General features: G+C 47.0%; 14 protein-coding genes. 6 read left to right on the forward strand and 8 right to left on the reverse strand.

What is annotated here, in order from left to right; genetic code table 11:
- Positions 1-39: 39 nt before the first annotated feature.
- The 8 genes from rpsI to ACT6R0_RS12590 form a co-directional block, all read right to left on the reverse strand.
- Positions 40-426, reverse strand: a complete 387-nt coding sequence (rpsI, locus tag ACT6R0_RS12555) for a 30S ribosomal protein S9 (protein WP_444653783.1) — start codon at positions 424-426, stop codon at positions 40-42.
- Entirely contained in the window at positions 427-882 is a 456-nt protein-coding gene (gene rplM / locus ACT6R0_RS12560; protein ID WP_444653784.1) for a 50S ribosomal protein L13, read from the reverse strand.
- Between the two features lie 282 nt (positions 883-1,164).
- Positions 1,165-1,647, reverse strand: coding sequence for a hypothetical protein (locus ACT6R0_RS12565; protein ID WP_444653785.1), 483 nt, complete (start codon positions 1,645-1,647; stop codon positions 1,165-1,167).
- Between the two features lie 197 nt (positions 1,648-1,844).
- The gene (locus ACT6R0_RS12570) at positions 1,845-4,268 is read right to left on the reverse strand and encodes an alpha-amylase family glycosyl hydrolase (RefSeq protein WP_444653787.1); all 2,424 of its coding nucleotides are present in this window, start codon (positions 4,266-4,268) and stop codon (positions 1,845-1,847) included.
- Positions 4,269-4,354: 86 nt separating this feature from the next.
- Entirely contained in the window at positions 4,355-7,192 is a 2,838-nt protein-coding gene (locus ACT6R0_RS12575; protein ID WP_444653789.1) for an alpha-amylase family glycosyl hydrolase, read from the reverse strand.
- Between the two features lie 59 nt (positions 7,193-7,251).
- Positions 7,252-8,319, reverse strand: a complete 1,068-nt coding sequence (locus tag ACT6R0_RS12580) for a SusE domain-containing protein (protein ID WP_444653790.1) — start codon at positions 8,317-8,319, stop codon at positions 7,252-7,254.
- A gap of 27 nt (positions 8,320-8,346) precedes the next feature.
- The gene (locus tag ACT6R0_RS12585; protein ID WP_444653791.1) at positions 8,347-9,945 is read right to left on the reverse strand and encodes a RagB/SusD family nutrient uptake outer membrane protein; all 1,599 of its coding nucleotides are present in this window, start codon (positions 9,943-9,945) and stop codon (positions 8,347-8,349) included.
- Between the two features lie 10 nt (positions 9,946-9,955).
- Positions 9,956-12,901, reverse strand: a complete 2,946-nt coding sequence (locus tag ACT6R0_RS12590) for a SusC/RagA family TonB-linked outer membrane protein (RefSeq protein WP_444653792.1) — start codon at positions 12,899-12,901, stop codon at positions 9,956-9,958.
- Between the two features lie 225 nt (positions 12,902-13,126).
- Between ACT6R0_RS12590 and ACT6R0_RS12595 the strand changes: the two genes are divergently transcribed.
- The 6 genes from ACT6R0_RS12595 (at position 13,127) to ACT6R0_RS12620 (ending at position 22,534) form a co-directional block, all read left to right on the forward strand.
- Positions 13,127-14,149, forward strand: coding sequence for a LacI family DNA-binding transcriptional regulator (locus tag ACT6R0_RS12595; protein WP_444653794.1), 1,023 nt, complete (start codon positions 13,127-13,129; stop codon positions 14,147-14,149).
- A 202-nt stretch (positions 14,150-14,351) separates the two neighbouring features.
- A complete protein-coding gene (locus ACT6R0_RS12600; protein ID WP_444653796.1) occupies positions 14,352-15,971 on the forward strand; it encodes an MFS transporter in 1,620 nt (539 codons plus the stop codon).
- The gene (gene pgmB, locus ACT6R0_RS12605) at positions 15,971-16,627 is read left to right on the forward strand and encodes a beta-phosphoglucomutase (RefSeq protein WP_444653797.1); all 657 of its coding nucleotides are present in this window, start codon (positions 15,971-15,973) and stop codon (positions 16,625-16,627) included. The genes ACT6R0_RS12600 and pgmB overlap by 1 nt, the downstream gene beginning before the upstream one ends.
- A gap of 1 nt (position 16,628) precedes the next feature.
- Positions 16,629-18,935 carry a glycoside hydrolase family 65 protein gene (locus ACT6R0_RS12610; protein WP_444653799.1) on the forward strand — a complete coding sequence of 769 codons (2,307 nt, stop codon included), beginning with the start codon at positions 16,629-16,631 and terminating at the stop codon, positions 18,933-18,935.
- A gap of 162 nt (positions 18,936-19,097) precedes the next feature.
- Positions 19,098-20,936: a glycoside hydrolase family 13 protein gene (locus ACT6R0_RS12615; RefSeq protein WP_444653800.1), complete on the forward strand. Its 1,839-nt coding sequence runs from the start codon at positions 19,098-19,100 to the stop codon at positions 20,934-20,936.
- Positions 20,937-21,097: 161 nt separating this feature from the next.
- Complete coding sequence (locus ACT6R0_RS12620) at positions 21,098-22,534, forward strand: alpha-amylase family glycosyl hydrolase (RefSeq protein ID WP_444653802.1); 1,437 nt, start codon at positions 21,098-21,100, stop codon at positions 22,532-22,534.
- The last annotated feature ends 77 nt before the right edge of the window (positions 22,535-22,611 follow it).

A 22,611-nucleotide genomic window follows, 5' to 3' on the forward strand; every position in this document is an offset into this window, starting at 1 on the left:
TTTTTAATAAGATCCCTTGTGATAAGGGCATTCAGGATATTAACGTTTAGAGAACTGGAATCTCTTACGGGCTTTCTTCTGGCCGAACTTCTTACGTTCTACCATACGTGGGTCCCTTGTCAATAGTCCTTCAGGCTTAAGGATGCCGCGGTTCTCAGCGTCAACCTCGCACATAGCGCGGGCGATAGCCATACGTACAGCTTCAGCCTGTCCTGTGATACCACCACCGTATACGTTCACTTTTACGTCAAAGCCTTCAACGTTGTTCGTCATAGAAAGCGGCTGGCGTACTTTGTACTGTAGCGTAGCGGTTGGGAAGTATACTTCAAGTTCTTTTTTGTTCACCGTGATCTTACCTGTTCCTTCAGAAAGGTAGATACGGGCAACAGCAGTTTTCCTCCTGCCGATTTTGTGGATAGTTGCCATTTACTTTAGATCGTTTAAGTTAACGGTTTTAGGCTTCTGAGCTTCATGCTTGTGGTCAGTGCCTACATATACATTCAGGTTGCGGAATAGCTCAGCGCCAAGTTTGTTCTTAGGCAGCATTCCTTTTACAGCTTTCTCAACAAGGATAGCAGGGTTCTTTGCCTGTAGCACCTTAGCGGTAAGCGTTCTTTGTCCTCCAGGGTAACCTGTATGACGCATGTAGATCTTGTCGTCAAGTTTGTTACCTGTAAGGTTGATCTTTTCTGCGTTGATAACAACTACGTTATCGCCACAGTCAACGTGCGGTGTATAATTTGTTTTGTACTTACCCCTCAAAAGCATCGCAACTTTAGAAGCAAGACGGCCCAAATTATGACCTTCAGCATCGACAACGATCCACTCTTTCTGAGCAGTCGCCTTATTCGCCGAAACTGTTTTGTAGCTTAATGTGTTCACAATAAATAATTTTAATTAAACATTCCGTCCCCAATAAAGGGGTTGCAAAAGTACAATTAATTCTTAGAAATTCAAATACGAGATAAAATTATTCTTTAACGAATGAATTTTAACAGGTTGAGGGCTGTAAAGATAGGGGTTTAAAGGAACAATTAGGCAATTGTTTAATAGCAATTAGGCTGTATTGGGATTGCACGCGTAGTTTATGCAACGCGGCGATACTTCTTTAGCCACCGTTAGCTTATAGGATGCTATTCAGCATGAGATACTTTTTCTTCGGAATTACTCTAAAGGCCTCAACGTATTGCTATATGTCACCGTAAAAGGCGTTTTTGAGCCGGGATTCTTCATGATGTAAATGAATTTGTGCTTCTGTGCCTCCTTTGCCTCGATAACGACCTCGTGATCGTCGGACTTATCATACACTGTAGTGTCGAGCGTATTGTCGATGCGGGCCTTATCGGCGATCCCGGTCTTCAGGTTGGATATGGCGTACCCGCTATACAGTTGTCCATTGGTATTGGCCGCGGTTATTTTTTCCCCTTTAAAGTTTTGAGTGAATACCACTATCGAATACTTGGCAGCCGAAGCCTTAAGTTCCTTCAGTACTTTAGCCTTCTCTCTTGCAGATGCCGCCCTGAAATCATCCTTGTATTGCACTTTGGTCTTCTCCTCCGCTACCGGCGCTGAACCTGCTGCAGTTTTAGAACTTTTGCACATTACTAAAAGCATCGCAATACCTATAATAAAGAGTAACTTTTTCATTCCTGTTCATTTTTGATCAATTTAAAAATACATTTTGCTCACGGCAAATGCTACAGGTTTATGATTGTGATAACAAAAAAGATAATTAGGATTGAAAACACCTGATGAGATATATAAAATTAAGTATCCAGACCACAAAATGCGATCGGGATACTAATTTGATCTGTCAACTTATTTTAGGCCGATATAAAATAAACTTACTCCTTCACAAGCTTCACGGTACTCGCACTTCCATTAGCGTCGGTTACCTTCACAAGATAAAGCCCTTTCGCAAGGCTGCTGATGTCAAACGGCGTTCCTGCATTGGCAGCACCATAGCTTTTTACCAGTTGCCCGGTTAGCGAGTACACTTCGGCACGTTCTGTTGCCACAGTAAAACTAAAGCTGTTGCCTGCCGGGTTAGGATAGAGGCTTGTTATGGTCGCAGCAGGCTCAACAACGCCAAGCGGAGCGTTAAACTTGTAAATTGTAACTCCTTTTGATGATAATGGCTGCAGTGGCGTTTGTGCAAAGCCACCGTCACTGCCTATTGTAAAGTTCATTGTACCGCCTCCAAGCATTTCTGTTGCCGCATAAGTTCCGGGAGTCATGCCGCCATATTGTAACGATACACTTAGTTCAGCAAGAGTTGCATTGCCCATATTTACGACCACAAGTACATTGTCACCCTCATACTGCCTTAAGAAAGCAAATGCTCCCCCAGACGATGTGTTGACCGCCTTATAGGTCCCTTTTGTAAGTGCATCCTCATTTTGCCTGAGGGCGATAAGGTTGCGGTAGTGGTTCCATAACGATGTTCCACTGGCCTGCTGTGCCGCTACGTTTTTTGTGGTATAGTCACCATTGATGCTCTGCCATGGCGTGCCGGTCGTAAACCCTGCCCCGGTTGTGCCTGTCCACTGCATCGGCTTCCTGATAAGCTCATCCGGTTTTATACCGGTCATGCCTATTTCTTCGCCGTAATAAATATAAGGGATCCCCGGGAGTGTAAGCAACAGGGCAGAGGCCGCCTTCATTTTTGGCATATCGCTGTTAAAAACGCTCATGACCCTATTGGTATCGTGGTTGCCCAGTATCGTCCCGAATTGCAGGAACGGGTAGGCCTTCATCACCTCTTCCATCTGGTTGGACAGGTCGGTAGCGCTGCCACTGTTCAGTCCGTTCAGTATCGAGTCGGCCAGCTCAAACTCAAAGCAGTAGTCCAGCCCGTTGTTGTTTACATACTGTGCCGCGATCGGGGTAAGGTCCCAGGCCTCACCCACGGCAAATGCCTCCGGCTTAACCGATTTGTAAAACGCACGGAATTCCTGCCAGTAAGCTATCGTTTCAGGCGTATTTTGAGTTGCCGTACCATTTTCATGCAAAAACTTAACCGCGTCCAGGCGGAAACCGTCAACGCCCATGTCGTTCAGCCAAAATTCAGTGATCTCTTCAAAAGCCTCATGAACATCGGGATTGTAAAAATTCAGGTCGGGCATGCCTCCGTAAAAAGCACCATAGTACCAATCTCCGTTAAAGGCATGCCAGGGATCGTTCTCGAACGGGCCGGGGGTCCCGGGGTTGTTGTCTTCCCAAATGTACCAGTCGCGCTTGTCGCTTGCGGGGTTTTTGCTCGATACGAACCACGGGTGCTGGTCGCTGGTGTGGTTCATCACCATATCAATGATCACCTTTATGCCGCGGGCGTGTGCCGCCTGCATGAACTCAATGAACTTTGGGTTGTTGCCGTAGTCCTGTTCCACGGTCATGTAGTCGGATACATCATAGCCGTGGTAAGAGGGTGATTGTTGTACCGGCATTAGCCAAATTCCCGTTATGCCAAGGTCGGTAGTTGTGTTCGGGTCGCCGTCGTTCAGGTAGTCTAGTTTATCGATGAGCCCCTGCAGGTCGCCTTTACCATCACCGTTGCTGTCTTTAAAGCTGCGCACGAACACTTCATAAAATACGCGGTCGTTCCACCAATGTGTCTCCATCGCATCCACGCGTATGAAGTTGGTAAATGTGGCCGAGGTCGATTCGCCCTCATCGTTAGTCACCGTTAGGGTTACATTATAATTACCAGCGGCGGCATACGTCACTACCGGATTTTGGGCATCCGAAGTTTCGGGCGTCGCTCCCGGCATCGACCATTGCCACGCTACAGGATCGCCTGCTGAAAGATCATAATATTGCACGTTCTGGCCGGGCTGTACTATATAGGCATTGGCTTTGGCCTGTACGTTGAGCATGTCCGGAGGCAGCACATCATTATACCAGTAGGCTACCACACCGTTCGGCATTACAGTGTAGGTACGATTGGGGCCTGCGTTCGGGAATTCCTCTGTTCCATTCCACTGCGCGTTGATGCGGGTCTTGAATTGTATCGTTGAACCTATGGTAAGGCTCACACTGCCGGTGTAAACACCATCGCCGTCAGTATCCGAAAGTGGGGTAAGCGTAGCGCCCCAATTGTTAAAGGAGCCCGCGACATCCACAGTTTGCGTGTCAGGGTTAAAATTGCCAAGCGTTACCTGGTGGTTCATGTTCACCTGGAATTGTACGCTTGTGTTTTGTGCCTGTGTGCCGATCGCAGTAAGCAAAAGCAACAGGAAATAATGGAATTTTGGTAATAGATGTTTCATTGTGTAAAGGTATGGCAGTCATAATAAAAGGCCTGCTTTTTTAACGCAGGCCTTTCACAAACTTAACTTATAAAAACTAACTCAAACTATTCTTTGATAAGCTTTGCGGTGCTCTGGCGGCTGGCAGCATCTGTAATTTTCACCAAATACAGGCCTGTGCCAAGGCTGTTCACATCGAATGACGTGCCTGCCTCTGCTGCACCAAAAGTTTTAACCAGCTGTCCTGTTATCGTATACACCTCCACTTTGGCAGCGGCTGTGCTCAGGCTGAACTGGCTATTGGCAGGGTTAGGGTATAACGCAATTTTCGAGGTTGTAAATTCCCCGTTGCCCATAACTACAGCAGGCCTGTTGCCAAGTATTTTGTATTCGCCCGGCTGCAGGGTAATGCTGGTAATGCTGTTAGGTATGGCCGCAAGGGTCGTGTCCATAAGGTCGTACCAGGCATCGGTAACGCCGGCAGGGAAGCTGGTGTTCACTACTTGTGCCGTGGTATTAAAGTTAGCCAGCACTATTACGTTCTTAAGCTCTGTAACAGCGATATTATTGTCCCAAATGTCGATCCTTGGCAGCAGGTTGCCCGATGCTACAGTAAATGTAGTGGTGCTGAACACAGGGTTCTCATTCCTTAGCTTGATCATTTTAGCCCATGTGCCGTACAGCGACATCCTGTCAGAATTGGTATCATAGCCCAGGGTAAACGGTATCGGCTTAGGGTTGGTACGGCAGTCGCTGTTGATGCTTCCGTTCTCACAGCGGTTAATGCTGAAATCATAGCCGAGCTCGCCAAACTGCCATATCATTTTCGGACCCGGAACGGTAAGGAAAACCGCGCCCAGTGCTTTTTGCCTGTTCAGGGCCGTAGCAAGGTTTTGCACATCATACGAACCCGCGCTTGCGCCATACTCAAGGTTCTTGTACATTAGCCTTTCCTCGTCATGGCTTTCTGCAAAGCCTACAAGCCTAGGCTGCTGGTAGCCCCTGTTCTCAAAATCGATCGAATTGAAGTTGCTGTTGCTCGCAAAGCCCATGGTATTTTGGTTGTATGGGTCGGTAAGTTTGCCCCATAGCATGATGCCTTTTCCTTCGCCTATGCGGTAGTTGGCCCACTCCGTTTCTTCTCCGGCAGAGCTTCCTGCGCCGCTCCCTGTGCCCATGTGCTCAAATATCACGTAGAAATTCGGGTCGATCGCCCACTGCATGTCGGCATAGGTTTTTAGTACCGCCACCCTGTCGGCCTGGTAGTTATTGGTACAGCCTTCGTTGTTCATGCAGTTTTGCGTAAAGCCTTTGGTAAGGTCCCAACGGAAACCGTCGATCTTGTATTCGGTGATCCAATGCTCGATAGTCCTTTGTGTGTAATATTGCGTTAGTGCTGACTGGTGGTTCAGGTCGGTACCCACACTGTAGGAGTGCATGGCGTTCACATTGCAGTAAGGGTTCTCGGCAGTAGTGCTGCCAAAACCGTCACCATCAGGGTCGTTTACCCACATGCGGGCAAGCGGAGAGCGGCCATATACGTGGTTAAGGGCAACATCCAATATTACCGCAATGCCGTTCTGGTGGCACAGGTCGATGAATGCCTTCATAGATTCCGGTGTGCCATAAGCCTTGTCCGGAGCCATGTGGTAAGCCGTATTGTATCCCCATGAGATGTTGCCTTCAAATTCCATTATGGGCATAAGCTCAATGGCGTTGATGTTCAGGTTTTTCAGGTAATCAAACTGGTCAATTAACGACTGCCATGTTTTTTGCTGGTTGAAATCCCTTATCAGCAATTCATAGATAACAAGATCCTCTTTTGCAGGTTTTGTAAAGTTGGCCACCTGCCAGTTATATGCTGCTTGCCCGGTATTGATAACGCTTACCTCAAACGCTTGCCCTGTCGGATATTGAGGCATGTTAGGATATTGTGCATTGGTAATGTATGGGTCATCAAACGGTGACAGCACGAGTGTAGAGAATGGATCGGCTGTTTTCACCAAAGCAGGCGAATTGGCCACCGGTGTCTGGTCTACTACCCAGTATTGAAAGGAATGGTCATCGCCCGCAACAAATGCATAAGGCAGCTCCAGCCAGAATTTCCCATTGCCGGCTTCCCTTTTCATGGCATACGCCGAAGTTGGGTGCCAGTTGTTGAAAGTTCCCGCAACATAGACGAAGTCTTTGCCGGGAGCGTTAAGTACAAGCGTAACTTTAGAGGCATCGCCCGCATGGTAATTTATCCCGTCGCGCATGCCGGCAGGCAGTGCAGCTATGGTAGTATTGTTCAAAATTGCCGTAAAGCTTTTGGTGATCACATCGGTACCCTGCGTTACCACCAGGTCATAATTCTGGGTAGTAGTAAGGTTCGTGTGATTGTAGCTGAACGTGGAAACGTTATTGGCCGTGGTCACGCTCACGCCGTTCGACATAAGGTTATAGTTAGCCGGCCCACCCGTATTGGACGCAGTAATGTTGAAGTTAGCACCCGGGTTAAGTATGGTAGTGCTGTTTTCGGCAGGCGATCCCATGGTTACCTGGAATGCCCCAACGTTCACAGAAATATCCGGGCTGGTTTGCGGGCCGGATGATCCCGCCGCACGGAATACGAACCACATTTTGGTAATGGTGCTTGTTACAGGTACATTATAAAATGCATAAAGGTTGGTAGGTATCTCCAGCTTATATGTAGTACCCGAAACCAATGTTAGCGATGGTTGGGCATTAGAGCCCCATGAGCCTATTACATTGCTCCATTCGGTTCCGTCTACGGTAAGTCCTGTATGGGCATAGATCGTACCGTTGTAGCTTGCCAGGTTGGTCCCGGCTTTGTCAAAATAAATGGTTACAGGCTGATCGGCAAGCACAGGCGAGGGAGTAGTTGTTACCTGTGCAAAGCTTATAAAGCCCAATAACAAAAATAGGATTGTAAATTTTTTCATAGTAGATCGTATAAAGATAAAAAAGGGCTGACAAGCAGCCCTTTTCTAAGTTATCGGTATTAAATAGCCTGTACGGTATATGTATAAGCCCTTGGGTTGCTCAGGTCAAGCGTAATGTTGTAGGTACCCGCAGCAACGTTGATGTCTGCCCCACCTTGTGTAAGTGTTCCGTCAGATCCACCCATGTTGATGCCCCAGTCATCATTAGCCCTGAATTTGATAGCGCCCGCACCCAGGGTAACATTGTTAAGCTTCCATGTCCTAGAGGCGGCATCATAGGTCATGTCGATGTCTGAACCCCATCCGTCGCCGCCTGTAATAGCTGCTGTAGCTGATCCGATAAGACCCCAGTTCGTCCTTACGGCACTGTAAACAAGGGTTCCGGTATTAGCCGTTACTTTGTAGTAACCTGCAGTTGCTGTAGCATCGGTCTCGCCTGTTTCAGCAAGTATACCTGTAAAAGTTCCGTTATCGCCATAGTCCGTATTGCCCCATGCAAATGCACCGCTTGCATCCGGCTTAAGGAATTTGTATGAACCATCAAGCCATACAAAGCCTTCGTAGTCGGTAGCGCCATAAGCAGATGACAACAGTAGCGGCACATCTGCAGCTCCCGGGTTCCATCCCTGGTGGTTACCTACTACCGCAAGCTTAGGAAGTGCAGTAGAGAAAGGTGTTACAAGGTAAACGATCACATTCGAGAACCTCTCCTGGTCAGCGTTCGTACCTACTGTAGCCCTGATCCTTACATCAAGCCCACTCTCAGTAAACGGGGCAAGGCCTGCATTGTCTGTAGCGGCGTTAAGTGTAGCAACGTCAATGCTTGCATATGTATTCGTTGTAGATGTAACATTAACAGGAGTTTCAAAATCTGTGCCGTTAGCGGCAACCTGTACCGTATAAGTTACTTCTGTAGGTGTTCCGTAGTCCATGTCTTCCCATGCCAATACAAGGGCCGGGTTGGTTTGGTTCTCTGGATTAAGCACTACCGATTCGCCCGTTAGCGGGGTAAGTATCTGGAATGATGCAGCAGGGGTCACATACTTTAGTTCCTGCTCATCTTCACATGAAGCAAATCCTCCTGTAATAAGGACCGCCGCGATCAACGTTTTAAATATATTTTTCATTTTATATACGATTAATTTTTGATGTTATTAATAACCTGGGTTTTGAGATAAATTTGGGTTCGCCGCGATAGATGCAGCAGGAAGAGGGAATAACTCCATGTGGTTAGGAAGTGCGATACCGTTCATACCATTGCCTTTCCATGCCCAGTTGTAGCTGCCGCTAGCATATTTGTTAAAGCGGATAAGGTCCTGCCTCCTGTGTGCTTCCCAATGAAGTTCCCTTGCACGCTCATCGATAAGGAAATTCAGTGTAAGTTCTGATTGCGAAATGTTTTGCGAAGCGTTGTTGTTGGCACGCTCCCTAAGGTCGTTCACATAATCAAGCGCGACCGTAGGATTTGCTCCTGCAGCACCGCGAACGGCACATTCTGCATACATAAGGTAAACGTCGGCAAGGCGGAACAATACAAAGTCAGTGTCCACAAAGGTGGTGTTGGCACCCGGAACGCCGGTCGAAGAAATGTTCGACCATTTCGCAAGGATGTATCCCTGGTCTTTATTAGCGATATCTGCGATCTCAAGCATCCTGGCACCGCCGCCCATAAGCGTATTCCTTTCGTCATTGTCAAATTCAGCTCCGTCAAACTTCTGTACGAATTGCTTCCTCAGGCGCAGCGCACCGCTCCATCCAGCAGCGCTCGTACCCATAGATACGCCGTTTTGTTCCAGTGAACCCGGTTGGCCGTTGATCATAACCGTTGTTGGGCCATAGTTCTGTGTCAGTGTACCATCGCTTTGCAGTGTAAAGATGTTCTCCGTAGAAGTCTGGTTATCTGCCTTAAAGTTATCAAGGTAATTTGCCTCAAGCGTGTAGCCTGAGTTGATGATCTCTGTACATTTAGCAGCACACTCAGCGTACTTGGCAGTGCCAATATATACTTCGGCATTAAGGTACAGTTTGGCAAGTATCATATTGGCAACACCCTGGTCAAATCTTCCATACTCATTGGTGCGTGCGGCTTTAAGGCCCGGCATAGCTGCATTGATCTCACTTTCTATAAAGTCAAAAAGCTGCTGTGCGTTGTATTCAGGCCCCCTGAAGTTCACAGGATCGGTCTCTGTAATGAAAGGTGCTTTGCCAAACATGTCCAGCAGATAATAATAGGCCATAGCCCTAAGTACCCTTACTTCATTGCGGTATGTTTCGATCTCAGCAGCTTCCGTAGCCGAAATGCCGCGGCTGCTTAGCTTTTCAGGAGTACTCTGCTTCAGGAATTCGTTCGCAAGCGCCACTTCTACCATGGTACGGCTGAACATGCCCAAGATAATAGGGTTTTCAGAGCTCCATATATTGCGCTGGATCTCTCTTGCCCCGGGATCATTCTCGTAACTCCATATAGCCTCATCCGTACTAAGGTCCTGCATGTACCATAGGCATCGGCCAAACTGGCTCGTACCTGCATCTACACCCTGAAGGAACGATGAACCCGCACCACCTGTACCGGTTAGTGATAAGTTACCGTATACGCCTGCCAATGCCTGCTTGTAAGCGCCCGGCTGCTTATAAAAGTCTTCGGCAGTCGAGATGTCATCATCTTCCGACTCCACATCCAGGTCGCTCGTACACGAAGAGAACGCAAGCGTTAATCCCAGAAGGTATAAAAAATTAAGTTTGAATTTTTTCATAGTTTTTTAATTAGAAATTTATGTTGGCACCAAAAAGGAAGGTCCTTTGGCGCGGATAAATAGTCTGGTCACGTCCGTCATTCGTAATTTCAGGGTCGATACCTGAGTACTCAGTTATCAGCAACGCGTTCTGGCAACCGGTGAACAGCCTTACGGATGCTTTATCCAACCAGTTCTTGAATGTATAGCCAAGCGTCACGTTATCAAGCCTAAGGAATGATCCATTCTCGATATATACGTCAGAAAGTACCACTTCGGATGTTGTTGTAAAGCCTGTGCTCAAAACATTCCTCGGGATGTTGGTAAGTACGGCATCTGTCTTAAGCAGGTTGAATTGTGCATTTCCTGCATCTACTGCATTGTATATCCTGTTGCCCACACTTGCCCTCATGTTGAATGAGAAATCAAGGTTGCCCCAGTTCATGCTTGAGGCAAGGCCGAAAGTGGCATCCGGGTCAGGATTTTTGTAAAGGTACCTGTCTTTTTCGTTGATCACGCCATTTCCGTCAAGATCAGCAAATGCACCTTCTATTGGAGCACCACTTGTATCATATAATTGCTTGTACACGTAGAAAGTGTAAGGGGTAAAGCCTTCGCGGTATATTTGCGCCGTACCGCCTGTACCGGCTCCTGTACCACCCAAAAGAATGTCCTGTCCGTAGGCAAGCTTCTCGATCCTTCTTTCAAATTTAGTAGCGTTAAAGCTAAGGTTCCAGTTGAAGTCCTCACTCTTAACTATGTCGGCACTTATACTGAATTCCAAACCTTTTGTTGTAAAGCTACCGATGTTTTGCCAGCCGCGGTTAGAGAAGTTACTACCGTCAGGGAATGGGGCTTCCTGAAGCAGGTCAGTACTTTCTTTATAGAATGCGTCAAGCGCACCGGTAATGCGGCCGTTGAAAAGGCCATAATCCAAACCAACGTTATAAGTAGTTGTTTCTTCCCATTTGATCGATGGGTTGTAAGGAAGCGATACTGCGATAGGATATTGCGATCCGCCAAATTGTATCTGGCTGTTACCGTCGCCAGTGTTGTACTGCTGAAGGAAGAAGTTTGGTGCGCCAAAGCTCTGCTGGCCCGTAGTACCATATCCAAGGCGAAGCTTAAGGTCGCTAAGCGTAGTTGAATTAGCGAAAAGGTCTTCCCTCATTTTCCACGCGAAAGCTGCTGCAGGGAAGTTACCCCAACGGTTGTCTTCGCTAAAGCGTGATGACCCGTCCCTCCTGAAAGAAAGCGTAAGAAGGTATTTGTCATTGAATGAAAAGTTAGCCCTTCCGAAGAAACCAAGGATCACGTTTGGCCTGTCAATATCGGTCTCAGGGAAATTGCTGCCCAATTGCGGGTTGTTAATGTTGCCTGTATAAAAACTGTTCTGTTCAAATATCTGGTACGAATAACCTGCCGTAGCATCGATATTCGTTTTGCCAAATGTTTTGTTGTAGTTCAGGTATGCATCAAAAAGCTTGTTCCTAAGTGTCCTTTCGCTGTACTCGTTGGTGCCGAAAGGTATGCTGTTGTTTGATGGGCCTGAAGCAGCGTTAGTTGGTACATAGCGGTCCCTTTCGCCTTTGGACTCGTCAAAGCCGAGGTTTACCACAGCTTTAAGGTCCGGGAAGAAATGGAAACGGTATTCGGTCTCAATGTTACCAAAAATACGGTTGTTGTGGCCTGTGTCAAATGTCTGCTGGAGCTGTGCAACCGGGTTGCGTGTACCCAAAAGCAGTGCGTTATTAGCGTCTGAAGTGTTGTAATATTCAAAGTATCCACCGTATGGTGATCCTGCCTGGTATATCGGCTGCGTTGGGTTAAAACGGAAAGCTGATCCTTCAACGCCATCGGCAAAACGGTTCTTTTCGTTCGCATAGTTGGCATTTACCCTGAATTTAAGGTGGTCGTTAAAGAACGATGGGTTCAAAGATACTGATACAGTGCTACGGTTGAACTTGTTGGTAAGCCTTGCACCTTCCTGGTAGGTATTACCTAATGATAGGCGTGCCGGGATTATCTTGAACAGGTTGCCGTTAAGCGATACGTTGTTATCAACAAAATCAGTTTTCCTGTAAATAGCATCCTGCCAGTCAGTGTTGGCATCACCCAATAAACCCAGTTCGCTTTCCGGCATAAGGCCTGCGGCAACACGGTCCTGGATCAGCGCCCTGTATTCATTACCATTGAATACATCTATCTTATTGGTGACCTTACCGCTTCCGTAAGTGAAGTTGTAGCTTACCTTAAGGTCTTTTCCGCCTTTTTTGGTGTTGATGATGATCACACCGTTAGCAGCACGCGAACCATAGATGGCTGTTGCGGAGGCATCTTTAAGTACGGTCATGCTTTCGATATCGTTCGGGTTTATGCCCGCAAGCAATGATGTAGAACCGATATTGGTGTTATTGTCAAGCGGAAGGCCGTCCAAAACGATAAGCGGATCATTCGACGCGTTAAGCGACGAGCCGCCACGGATCCTGATCATCGATCCTGAGCCCGGGGCGCCACTGGTGTTTACAGTAACACCGGCAACGCGGCCATTCAGGAGGTTTTCGGCTGTAACCATGGTACCTTTATTAAAGTCTTTCGATGTAACGGTAGTCACAGCTCCGGTAGCGTCTTTCTTTTTTACACTACCATAACCGATCAACACTACCTCCTGTAGCTGGGTCGCATCTTCGCTCATAGTAACGTCTAAGGTGCTTTGCCCGGAGTAGGCAACTGTCTGGTCGGCATACCCAATGAATGTGAATACGATCTGGTCGCCGTTCTTAAGTCCTGACAGGGTAAAATTACCGTCAAGATCTGACGAAGTGCCGTTCTGGCTGCCCTGAACGATTACATTTACCCCGGGTATGGGCTCCCCGGTGGCGTTATCGCGGACAGTTCCCGATAATGTGCTCTGGGCCAGCGCACTTAAGGGGAGCATCAGCAATAAAAGTAATAACTTCTGATACATTGTTTTCATACAAGTTGTTTAGGTTAATTTTGCGTTTTGTTTTTGCTTATAATCCACTTCGAATGTTAAAATTATGTAAAAGATATTATAAAAAAAACGTTTTCGCTTTTCCGGAGTTGCGAAAACGTTGTCGTGTTGAAAACTTTTCAGAATTTGCACAATTCCAGTAAGATAATTGCTATTAATAAAAATTACGTTTATCTTTATTTACGAATCTACTTTTACGCCATTTTAATGAAAAGACAAGTCACCCTTAAACAGATCGCAAAAGAGCTCGACGTATCCATTTCAACGGTATCAAAATCATTGCGCAACAGTGCTGAGATAAGCGAAGATACCAAGCTGAAAGTACAGGCGTTCGCGAAGCTGTATAACTATAAGCCGAATAATATTGCGCTCAGTCTTAAGAACAAGAAAACCAAGACGATAGGTATCATAATCCCTGAGATCGTACACCATTTTTTCGCTACTGTGATCAGCGGCATCGAGCAGGTGGCCAATGAGAACGGGTACAACGTGATCGTGTGCCTCAGCAATGAGTCGTTCGATAAGGAGGTTATCAACATGGAGATGCTTGCCACTGGCAGTACCGATGGGTTCATCATGTCGCTTTCTAAGGAAACCCAGCAGAAGAAGGACTTTCACCATATACAGGAGGTTATTAACCAGGGAATGCCGGTGGTAATGTTTGACCGTATAACAAATGATGTGTTGTGCGATAAGGTGATTATCGACGACCAGATGGCGGCCTATGATGCGGTGGAATTCCTCATCGATAAAGGGTTCAAAAAAGTAGCGTTGGTAACTACGGTCGACTATGTCAGTGTTGGAAAGCTGCGTACTGACGGCTACGTCAATGCGCTTGATGACCATGCTATAACGGTAGATGAGGACATGATCGTAAAGATCGAGGACATAGACAACTGCGCTGCCAAGATCGAGAAACTGCTGCTTGATAAAAAGCCCGATGCGATATTTGCCGTAAACGAGCTTTTTGCGGTTACAAGCATTAAGCTGGCGACTAAAATGGGCATTAGAGTGCCCGAAGAGCTTTCGGTGATAGGGTTTACTGATGGCATTATTTCACAATACTCCAGCCCAAGCATTACTACCGTGAGCCAGAATGGGATAAAAATGGGCGGAAGGGCAGCCCAAATGCTCATTGACCGCCTGGAAATGGAGGAGGAGAATGAACAATATACTACCGAACTTATAGAAACCAACCTTGTATTACGGGAATCTACGTCAACGTTGTAGTTGTATTTAAAACATTTATTTTCAATGTTTTGAAAAACCAATTCCGTTGCTTTTGTCGGAATTTTTTTTGTGGCCGAATGTTTTTCGGATCAAAAAACAATTATATTTGTCCTAATTATCAAAGCTTATAGTCCACTTCAACCCTATAAGATTTGATAAGCCATAAAACGCTTATCGTAGTAATAACCATTTAATTACGATAATGGAAAAGCGTAGATTAGGTTTCTGGGAGATTTGGAACATGAGTTTCGGTTTCCTGGGGATACAAATGGGTTTTGCCCTGCAAAATGCCAATGTCAGCAGGATTTTTCAGACGCTCGGTGCCGAAATAGACGACATCCCTGCCCTTTGGGTGGCAGCTCCTCTTACAGGGCTCATCGTTCAGCCGATCATTGGCTATTTTAGCGACCGTACCTGGACCAAGCTCGGAAGAAGAAAACCCTACTTTTTGGTTGGTGCATTGCTGGCGTCAGTCGCGTTGTTCATCATGCCCAATTCGCCTGCATTATGGTTTGCAGCCGGAATGCTGTGGATACTGGACGCGTCCATCAACATCTCTATGGAGCCGTTCAGGGCATTTGTAGGCGATGTGCTGCCCGACAGGCAAAGGACATCAGGTTTTGCCATGCAGAGTTTCTTCATTGGCCTTGGCGCGTACGTTGCATCTAAGCTTCCCAATATCCTTACCCACTACAACGTAAGTAATGTTGCCCCGGCAGGCGAGATACCCGACTCTGTAAAATATTCGTTTTACATAGGCGGTGCTGCATTTATCATTTCGGTTCTATGGACCATTTTTACTACTAAGGAATATTCGCCCGAACAACTCGAAGCTTTTGAAAAGAGCGAAGAGGAAAAGCATGGCGGGAAGTATAAGGAAGAGGAAAAGCCTGCCTCATGGTTCATGGCGAACGGTGCTAAGCATTTGCTTATAGGCAGTATTGCCCTGGCTATAGGTCTTGGTTTTTCTTTCATAATTTATAATTACAACCTCAAAAAAGATCTTTATGTTTTGTCGCTTGGGCTTATCGGCATGGGCGGCTTAGCACTTATCTTTTCGGGATCGTTCCAAAGGTCAGGCAGCTACAGGAATGGCTTTGTTACCATCATGAACGATTTCCAGTTCATGCCAAAGGTAATGAAGCAATTAGCGTGGGTGCAGTTCTTTTCGTGGTTCGCCTTGTTCTCCATGTGGATCTATACTACGGGAGCGGTAACAGAGCATATTTTTAAAACCACTGATACAACTTCGGTAGAATATAATACAGGCGCCAACCTGGTAGGTGAAATGTTTGCCAATTACAACCTTGTTGCTGCAATCGCCGCATTCCTGCTGCCGCTTATTGCAAGAAGGACCAGCAGGAAGTTTACACATTTCCTGGCGCTTGCTGCAGGAGGTGCAGGCCTTGCCTCAATCTATTTTCTCGGGAACTCAGGCTTGTTCAATACCGAGATCTTTAGCATCGGAACACCGGGCACATGGCACCACTTTACATTTTACATGTACGATTTTTCTATGATAGGAGTGGGCATCGCGTGGGCGAGCATCCTGTCAATACCTTTTGCCATGCTTTCCGGCTCACTGCCTGCCTCAAAAATGGGTTACTACATGGGTGTTTTCAACTTTTTTGTAGTAATACCGCAACTGCTGGCAGCATCAATTTTAGGGTTCTTAATCTCAACCTTTTTTAACAACCAGCCCATATACGCTTTGCTTATAGGCGGCATATCTATGGTAATGGCAGGAATAATGTCATTGCTGGTTAACGACAACGCAAAGATCACGATCAATCAATCAAAATCAATCAATCAAAAAATTTAATGAACCAAAAAGCATTTATTTTCGACCTCGACGGCGTTATTGTCGATACCGCCAGGTACCATTACCTGGCCTGGCAAAAGATAGCGAACCGGTTAGGAATAGAATTTACACACGAACACAACGAATTATTAAAAGGGGTAAGCCGCGTGCGATCCCTCGACATCATCCTTGGCCTGGGCAATGTACAGGCATCGCAGGGAGATAAAGACAAATGGCTTGTGGAGAAGAATGAAGATTATCTTCAGTCCATCGACCACATGCAGGCTGATGAGATACTCGACGGCGTTATGCCCGTTTTGGAGTATTTGAAGAAGAATAACCAAAAGATCGCACTCGGGTCGGCAAGCAAGAACGCAAGGCCGATACTGGAAAAAGTGGGCGTATTGCATTACTTCGACGCCATCGTCGACGGTAACGACGTGACCAATGCCAAGCCCGACCCCGAAGTATTTGTTAAAGCCGCCCAGCTGCTGGGCATGCCATCCGAAGGTGCCATAGTATTTGAGGATGCGGTAGCAGGGGTACAGGCCGCGAACATTGCCCACATGGTAAGCATAGGCATAGGCGACAAGGCCATACTGCATGAGGCGCGATACAACTTCAACGATCTTACTGAAATAGATACAGAATTTTTAGCAACTTTAGTTACTACATAAAATGAACCAGGATTATATAAAACCGGACAATTGGTCGATCATCGAAGAGGGATTTGAAGCGGACAGGGTGGAATCTTCCGAGAGCTTGTTCAGTATAGGCAATGGCGCCATGGGGCAGCGTGCTAATTTTGAGGAAAGCTATTCCGGGCACACTTTCCAGGGTAGCTACATAGCAGGCGTTTACTATCCCGACAAGACTAAAGTGGGCTGGTGGAAGAACGGCTATCCCGAATATTTTGCAAAAGTGCTTAACGCGCCGAACTGGATAGGCATCGACATTGAGATAAACGGAGAAAGCCTTGACCTTGCCAAATGCGAAGTGAAAAACTTCAGGCGGGAGCTGAACATGCAGGAAGGCTGGTACAACCGTTCTTTTGAAGCCAGAATGGAAAATGGCATGGAGGTTTCGTTAAATGTTACACGTTTCCTTTCGCTGGTCGCGGATGAACTGGGTGTCATCAATTATGAAGTGAAGCCAATGAACCGCGCTGCGCAAATTGCCTTTAAACCGTATGTGGACGCGGGCGTAAAGAACATGGATGCCAACTGGGAAGAAACATTTTGGGAACCGCTGGATGTGCAGCATTCGGGTAACGAGGCGTTTGTAACGGCACGTACCTTTAAGACACACTTCAATGCCTGTACGTTCATGCACAACAGCATTTTGCTGAATGGCAACGATCTTGAGATACTTCCGGATAATACAGGAGCGGGCAATAACAAAGTACAATTCAGCTACACGGTTGAGGCCAACCAAAACGATACGGCTGCCATCGTGAAATTCGGTGGGTATACTGTATCGATGAACCATGATAAAGACAAACTGGCCGATGCCGCCAAAAACGTAATTGCTGTTGCTATAGCCAAAGGCTACGACGCATTGCTCGACGAGCAGAAAAAGGCATGGGCAGGAATTTGGGAAATGGCCGACATTACGATCGAAGGCGATGTGAAGGCACAGCAGGGCATCCGTTTCAACATATTCCAATTGAACCAAACGTATCTGGGCAAAGACCCGAGGCTGAACATAGGCCCGAAAGGCTTTACCGGCGAGAAATATGGCGGTAGCACCTACTGGGATACCGAGGCGTATTGCATACCGTTCTACATGGCGACCAAAGACCAGAACGTAGCCCGAAGCCTGCTTACCTACCGCTACAACCAGTTGGATAAAGCGATAGAGAATGCCGGAAAGCTTGGCTTTACCAATGGTGCAGCACTTTACCCGATGGTAACCATGAACGGCGAGGAATGCCACAACGAGTGGGAAATTACTTTTGAGGAGATACACCGCAACGGGGCCATAGCTTTTGCCATATACAATTACTACCGCTTTACCGGCGACTACAGCTACATCCCTGAAAAGGGACTGGAAGTGCTTATTGGTATTGCGCGCTTTTGGCAGCAGAGGGCAACGTTCTCATCGAATAAAAATAAGTTTGTGATCCTTGGTGTTACAGGGCCCAATGAATACGAGAACAACGTAAATAATAACTTCTATACCAACTATATTGCAAAATGGTGTATTGACTATGCCGTAGAGCAAATAGCAAGAGTTGATGAGGAATATCCGGCAGATTACAACCGTATAATGACAAAGGTTAGCCTTGATGCGGCGGAGATAGTGCGCTGGAAGAATGTGGCCGACAACATGTACTTTCCGTACTCTGAAGAATTTGGTGTGTACCTGCAGCAGGATAACTTCCTTGATAAGGAGTTGGTAAAGGTTGCCGACCTCGACCCTGCACAACGCCCCATAAACCAGAAATGGAGCTGGGACAGGATACTGCGTTCGCCCTACATTAAGCAGGCCGACGTGTTGCAGGGCTTTTACTTTTTCGAAGACCATTTTACAAGGGAAGAACTGGAAAAGCATTTCGACTTTTATGAGCCCTTGACGGTGCATGAGTCATCACTGTCGCCATGCGTGCATTCCATTCAGGCAGCTGGGCTGAGCAGGATGGAGCAGGCGTACACTTTTTATTTAAGGACATCGCGCCTTGACCTTGACGATTACAACAAAGAGGTAAAGGAAGGACTGCATATTACCAGCATGGCCGGCACGTGGATGAGTATTGTGGAAGGCTTCGGCGGTATGCGTGTAAAGAATGACACGCTGCACTTTGAGCCAAGGATCCCGGCACAGTGGAAAGGCTACTCGTTCAAGATCAACTTCCGCAACCAGGTGCTTAAGGTATCGGTACATGCAGGCGAAACGAATTTTACATTGGAGGGCGACAGGGAGCTTACAGTCGTGGTAAACGGCAGGGATGTAACCGTGGAGCCGAATACATTGGTGACGGTGTAAGCCCCCTAACCCCCTTGAGAGGGGGCTGGGGTGAGTACAAAGGATTACAAACAAATAACTATATCTCACGCCACACTTTTAAAGGCATCAAATGCCGGCAAGAGTGTAGCTGCCGCCTCTCCTTTGGAGAGGGGGTTGGGGGTGAGGACTAAAGAGCTAACTATGAAAAAATTTTCTTTTCTGCTTTTATTTTTCGTAACCACCGCCTTCGCGCAGATCGACCGCGTGGAGCCGCCATTTTGGTATGCAGGGATGCACGATCCCGAATTGCAGGTAATGTTCTACGGGAAGAACATAGCGCAGTACACGCCATCGGTGAGCAATGGTGTGGTGATCAACAATGTGGTAAAAACGGAGAACCCGAACTACATTTTTGTGACCATTGATACCAAAAACGTATCGGCACAGCAACTGACCTTTTATTTTAAAAATGACAAAGGGAAAGCGGCCTTTACGCAAAAATACGACCTGAAAGCCAGGAAACCAGGCTCAGCGACACGCCAAAGCTTTTCGTCGGCGGATATGATGTACCTGCTCATGCCCGACCGTTTTGCTAATGGAGACACCAAAAATGATAATACTGCCACGACCAATGAAAAGGCAGAACGCACCAACCCGAACGGGCGCCACGGCGGTGACCTGAAAGGGATCATGGACCACCTTGATTACATAAAAGAGCTGGGTGCCACAGCAATATGGAGCACGCCGCTTTGCGAGGATAACGACCCGCGCGGTTCGTACCACGGGTACGGCCAGAGCGATGTATATAAGATTGACCCACGCTATGGTACGAATGAAGATTATGTAAAGCTTTCGGCAGAATTGAAAAAGCGCGATATGAAGCTCATAATGGATTATGTGACCAATCACTGGGGTGCTGAACACTGGATGTACAAAGACCTGCCGACATACGAGTGGGTTCACCAGTTTCCGGGCTATTCGCAGTCCAATTACCGCATGACAACACAGTTTGACCCTAATGCTTCAAAAATCGATACGCGCCAGTGCGTGGACGGATGGTTCGTGCCAAGCATGCCCGACCTGAACCAAAGCAACCCGCTGGTGCTGAAATACCTTACGCAAAATGCGATCTGGTGGATAGAATATGCCGATCTTGACGGTTTCCGTGTGGATACCTATTCGTATAATGATAAGGAGGCCATTGCCAAATGGACCAAAGCGATCACCGATGAGTACCCTTACTTCAATATTGTGGGCGAGGTGTGGATGCACGACCAGGCGCAGATGTCGTATTGGCAAAAGGACAGCAAGATCGCGGCCATACAGAGTTACAACTCCTACCTGCCAAGCGTGATGGACTTTACCCTGCACGATGCTTTTGGCAATGTGTTCAACGAGGACCAGGCCGGATGGGACAGCGGCATGCAAAAGGTGTACGACAACTTTGCGAACGACTTTTTGTACCCGGACATCAACAACATCCTCACGTTCGCGGAGAACCACGATACAGGCCGCTTTAACCAGAACTATAAGAACGACATTAATAAATACCGCATGGCGATGACATTGCTGGCTACGGTGAGGGGCATCCCACAGCTTTACTACGGCAGTGAAATAGGCATGGCAGGTGACAAAGGCAAGGGTGATGGCGACATCCGCAGGGACTTTCCGGGCGGATGGACGGGCGATGCGGCCAATGCGTTCACAAAAGCAGGTCGTACCGCCGAGCAGCAGCAGTTTTTTGAGGTGACTTCAAAGCTGTTCAACTGGAGGAAAGGCAAAACTGTGATTCATAATGGCAGGATGATGCACTACCTGCCGCACGATAACGTATATGTGTACTTCCGTTACAACGACAATGAAACGGTTATGGTAGTGCTCAACAATTCGGCGGAAGCCAAAACTTTCGGTACTACACGCTTTGCAGAAAGGCTTACTGGCTTTACCAATGGCAAGGATGTACTAACCGGCAAAACGGTTGATGTGACAAAAGATATTACTATGGAAGCGAAATCGGTACTGGTACTTGAATTGAAATAGCTCTGTAAGCAAATTAAAAAGCGAAGCGCAAACTTTGTGTTCTTACAAGTGAAGTCATAAAAGTGTACTTAGTGAAAACCTGTGTGCCCTGTGTGGTAAAAACACATAACAGGTTTTTGAAAACAATGTGCCTGTGTGGTTAAACAAAATAACAAGTGAATATGAAAAAAACAATACTATCTCTAATGGCTCTGGTAATGCTTGCCACAAGCTGTAAAGAAGACAAAAGAGAGGAAACAAAGGAAACCGTGCAAACGCAAACCACTTTGGCTCCCGTGAGCGATGCCATGATGGAAAACAGTGTGATATATGAGGCCAACATCCGGAACTACTCAAAGGAAGGGACTTTCAATGCCTTTACTAAAGACATTCCCGAGCTGAAAAAGCTGGGCGTGAAAGTGATCTGGCTGATGCCTGTATACCCGATCTCACTAAAGAACAGGAAAGCCACAGGCGACCTTTCGATAGAAGATATTAAAGACCCTAAGGAGCGCGAAAAATACCTGGGAAGCTACTATGCCATTACCGATTATACTGCCATCAACCCCGACCTGGGTACGCTGGAAGATTTCCAGCACCTGGTAAAGACCGCCCACGACAACGGCATGTACGTTATACTTGACTGGGTAGCCAACCATACCGGATGGGACCACAAATGGATCACTGAGCACCCGGAATATTACCATAAGAATGCAAAAGGCGAGGTGACCGACCCGCTGAACCCTGAAACGGGAAAAAGCTGGGGCTGGACCGATGTGGCGCACCTTGACTATACCAGCAAAGTGCTGTATGAGCCTATGATGAAGGAAATGCTGTACTGGGTAAAGGAGCAAAATGTTGATGGGTTCCGTTGTGATGTGGCCGATAATGTGCCGACGAAGTTTTGGGATTACACCATTCCGAAACTTAAAGCCGTGAAGCCTGTTTTCATGCTGATGGAAAGCGATAAAGAATATTTGTTCAAAGGACAGTTCGACATGGGCTACGGCTGGGTGGCGCACCACCTGATGAACGACGTGGCTAAAGGCAAAAAGCCGGTAGCTGATCTGAAGAAATTCCTTGCTGAAAGGCCGGGCAAGTATGAGGCGGATGACATATTCATGAACTTTACCACTAACCACGACGAGAATGCCTGGAACGGTACTGAGTACGAAAGGCTCGGCGACGGGGCAGAGGCTTTTGCCGCGATGACCTACGTGATGCCGGGTATGCCGCTTATTTACACCGGGCAGGAGTATGATCTGAAAAAGCGCCTTAAGTTCTTCGAGCAGGACCCTATCGAAAAGAACAAAGGCAAGATGTTCGCCATTTACGAAAAACTGGGTAAGCTGAAGAACGAAAACCCTGCGCTTAACGGTGGCAAGAACCCCGCAGCATTCAAAATACTTGAGGTTCCTACTGAAAATGTACTGGCTTTTGAGCGGGACAAGGATGGCAAAAAAGTAATTTACATCGCCAACCTGTCTAAAGATGCGGCAAGCTTTGCCATTCCCGCAGAGGGTAGTTTTACCAACTACATGACCGGTGAGAAAATTACATTTACGAAAGGCCAAAAGGTTGAGGCCAAAGGCTGGCAGTACTGGATACTGACGAATTAAGATGATCACAGGCTCCGTGCGGACTTGTTTCACCGGAGCCTTTTTTTATATACTATTAACTAAAACGTTTTCTTTAA

This window comes from Flavobacterium sp. (assembly GCF_052437795.1).
Taxonomy (GTDB): domain Bacteria; phylum Bacteroidota; class Bacteroidia; order Flavobacteriales; family Flavobacteriaceae; genus Flavobacterium.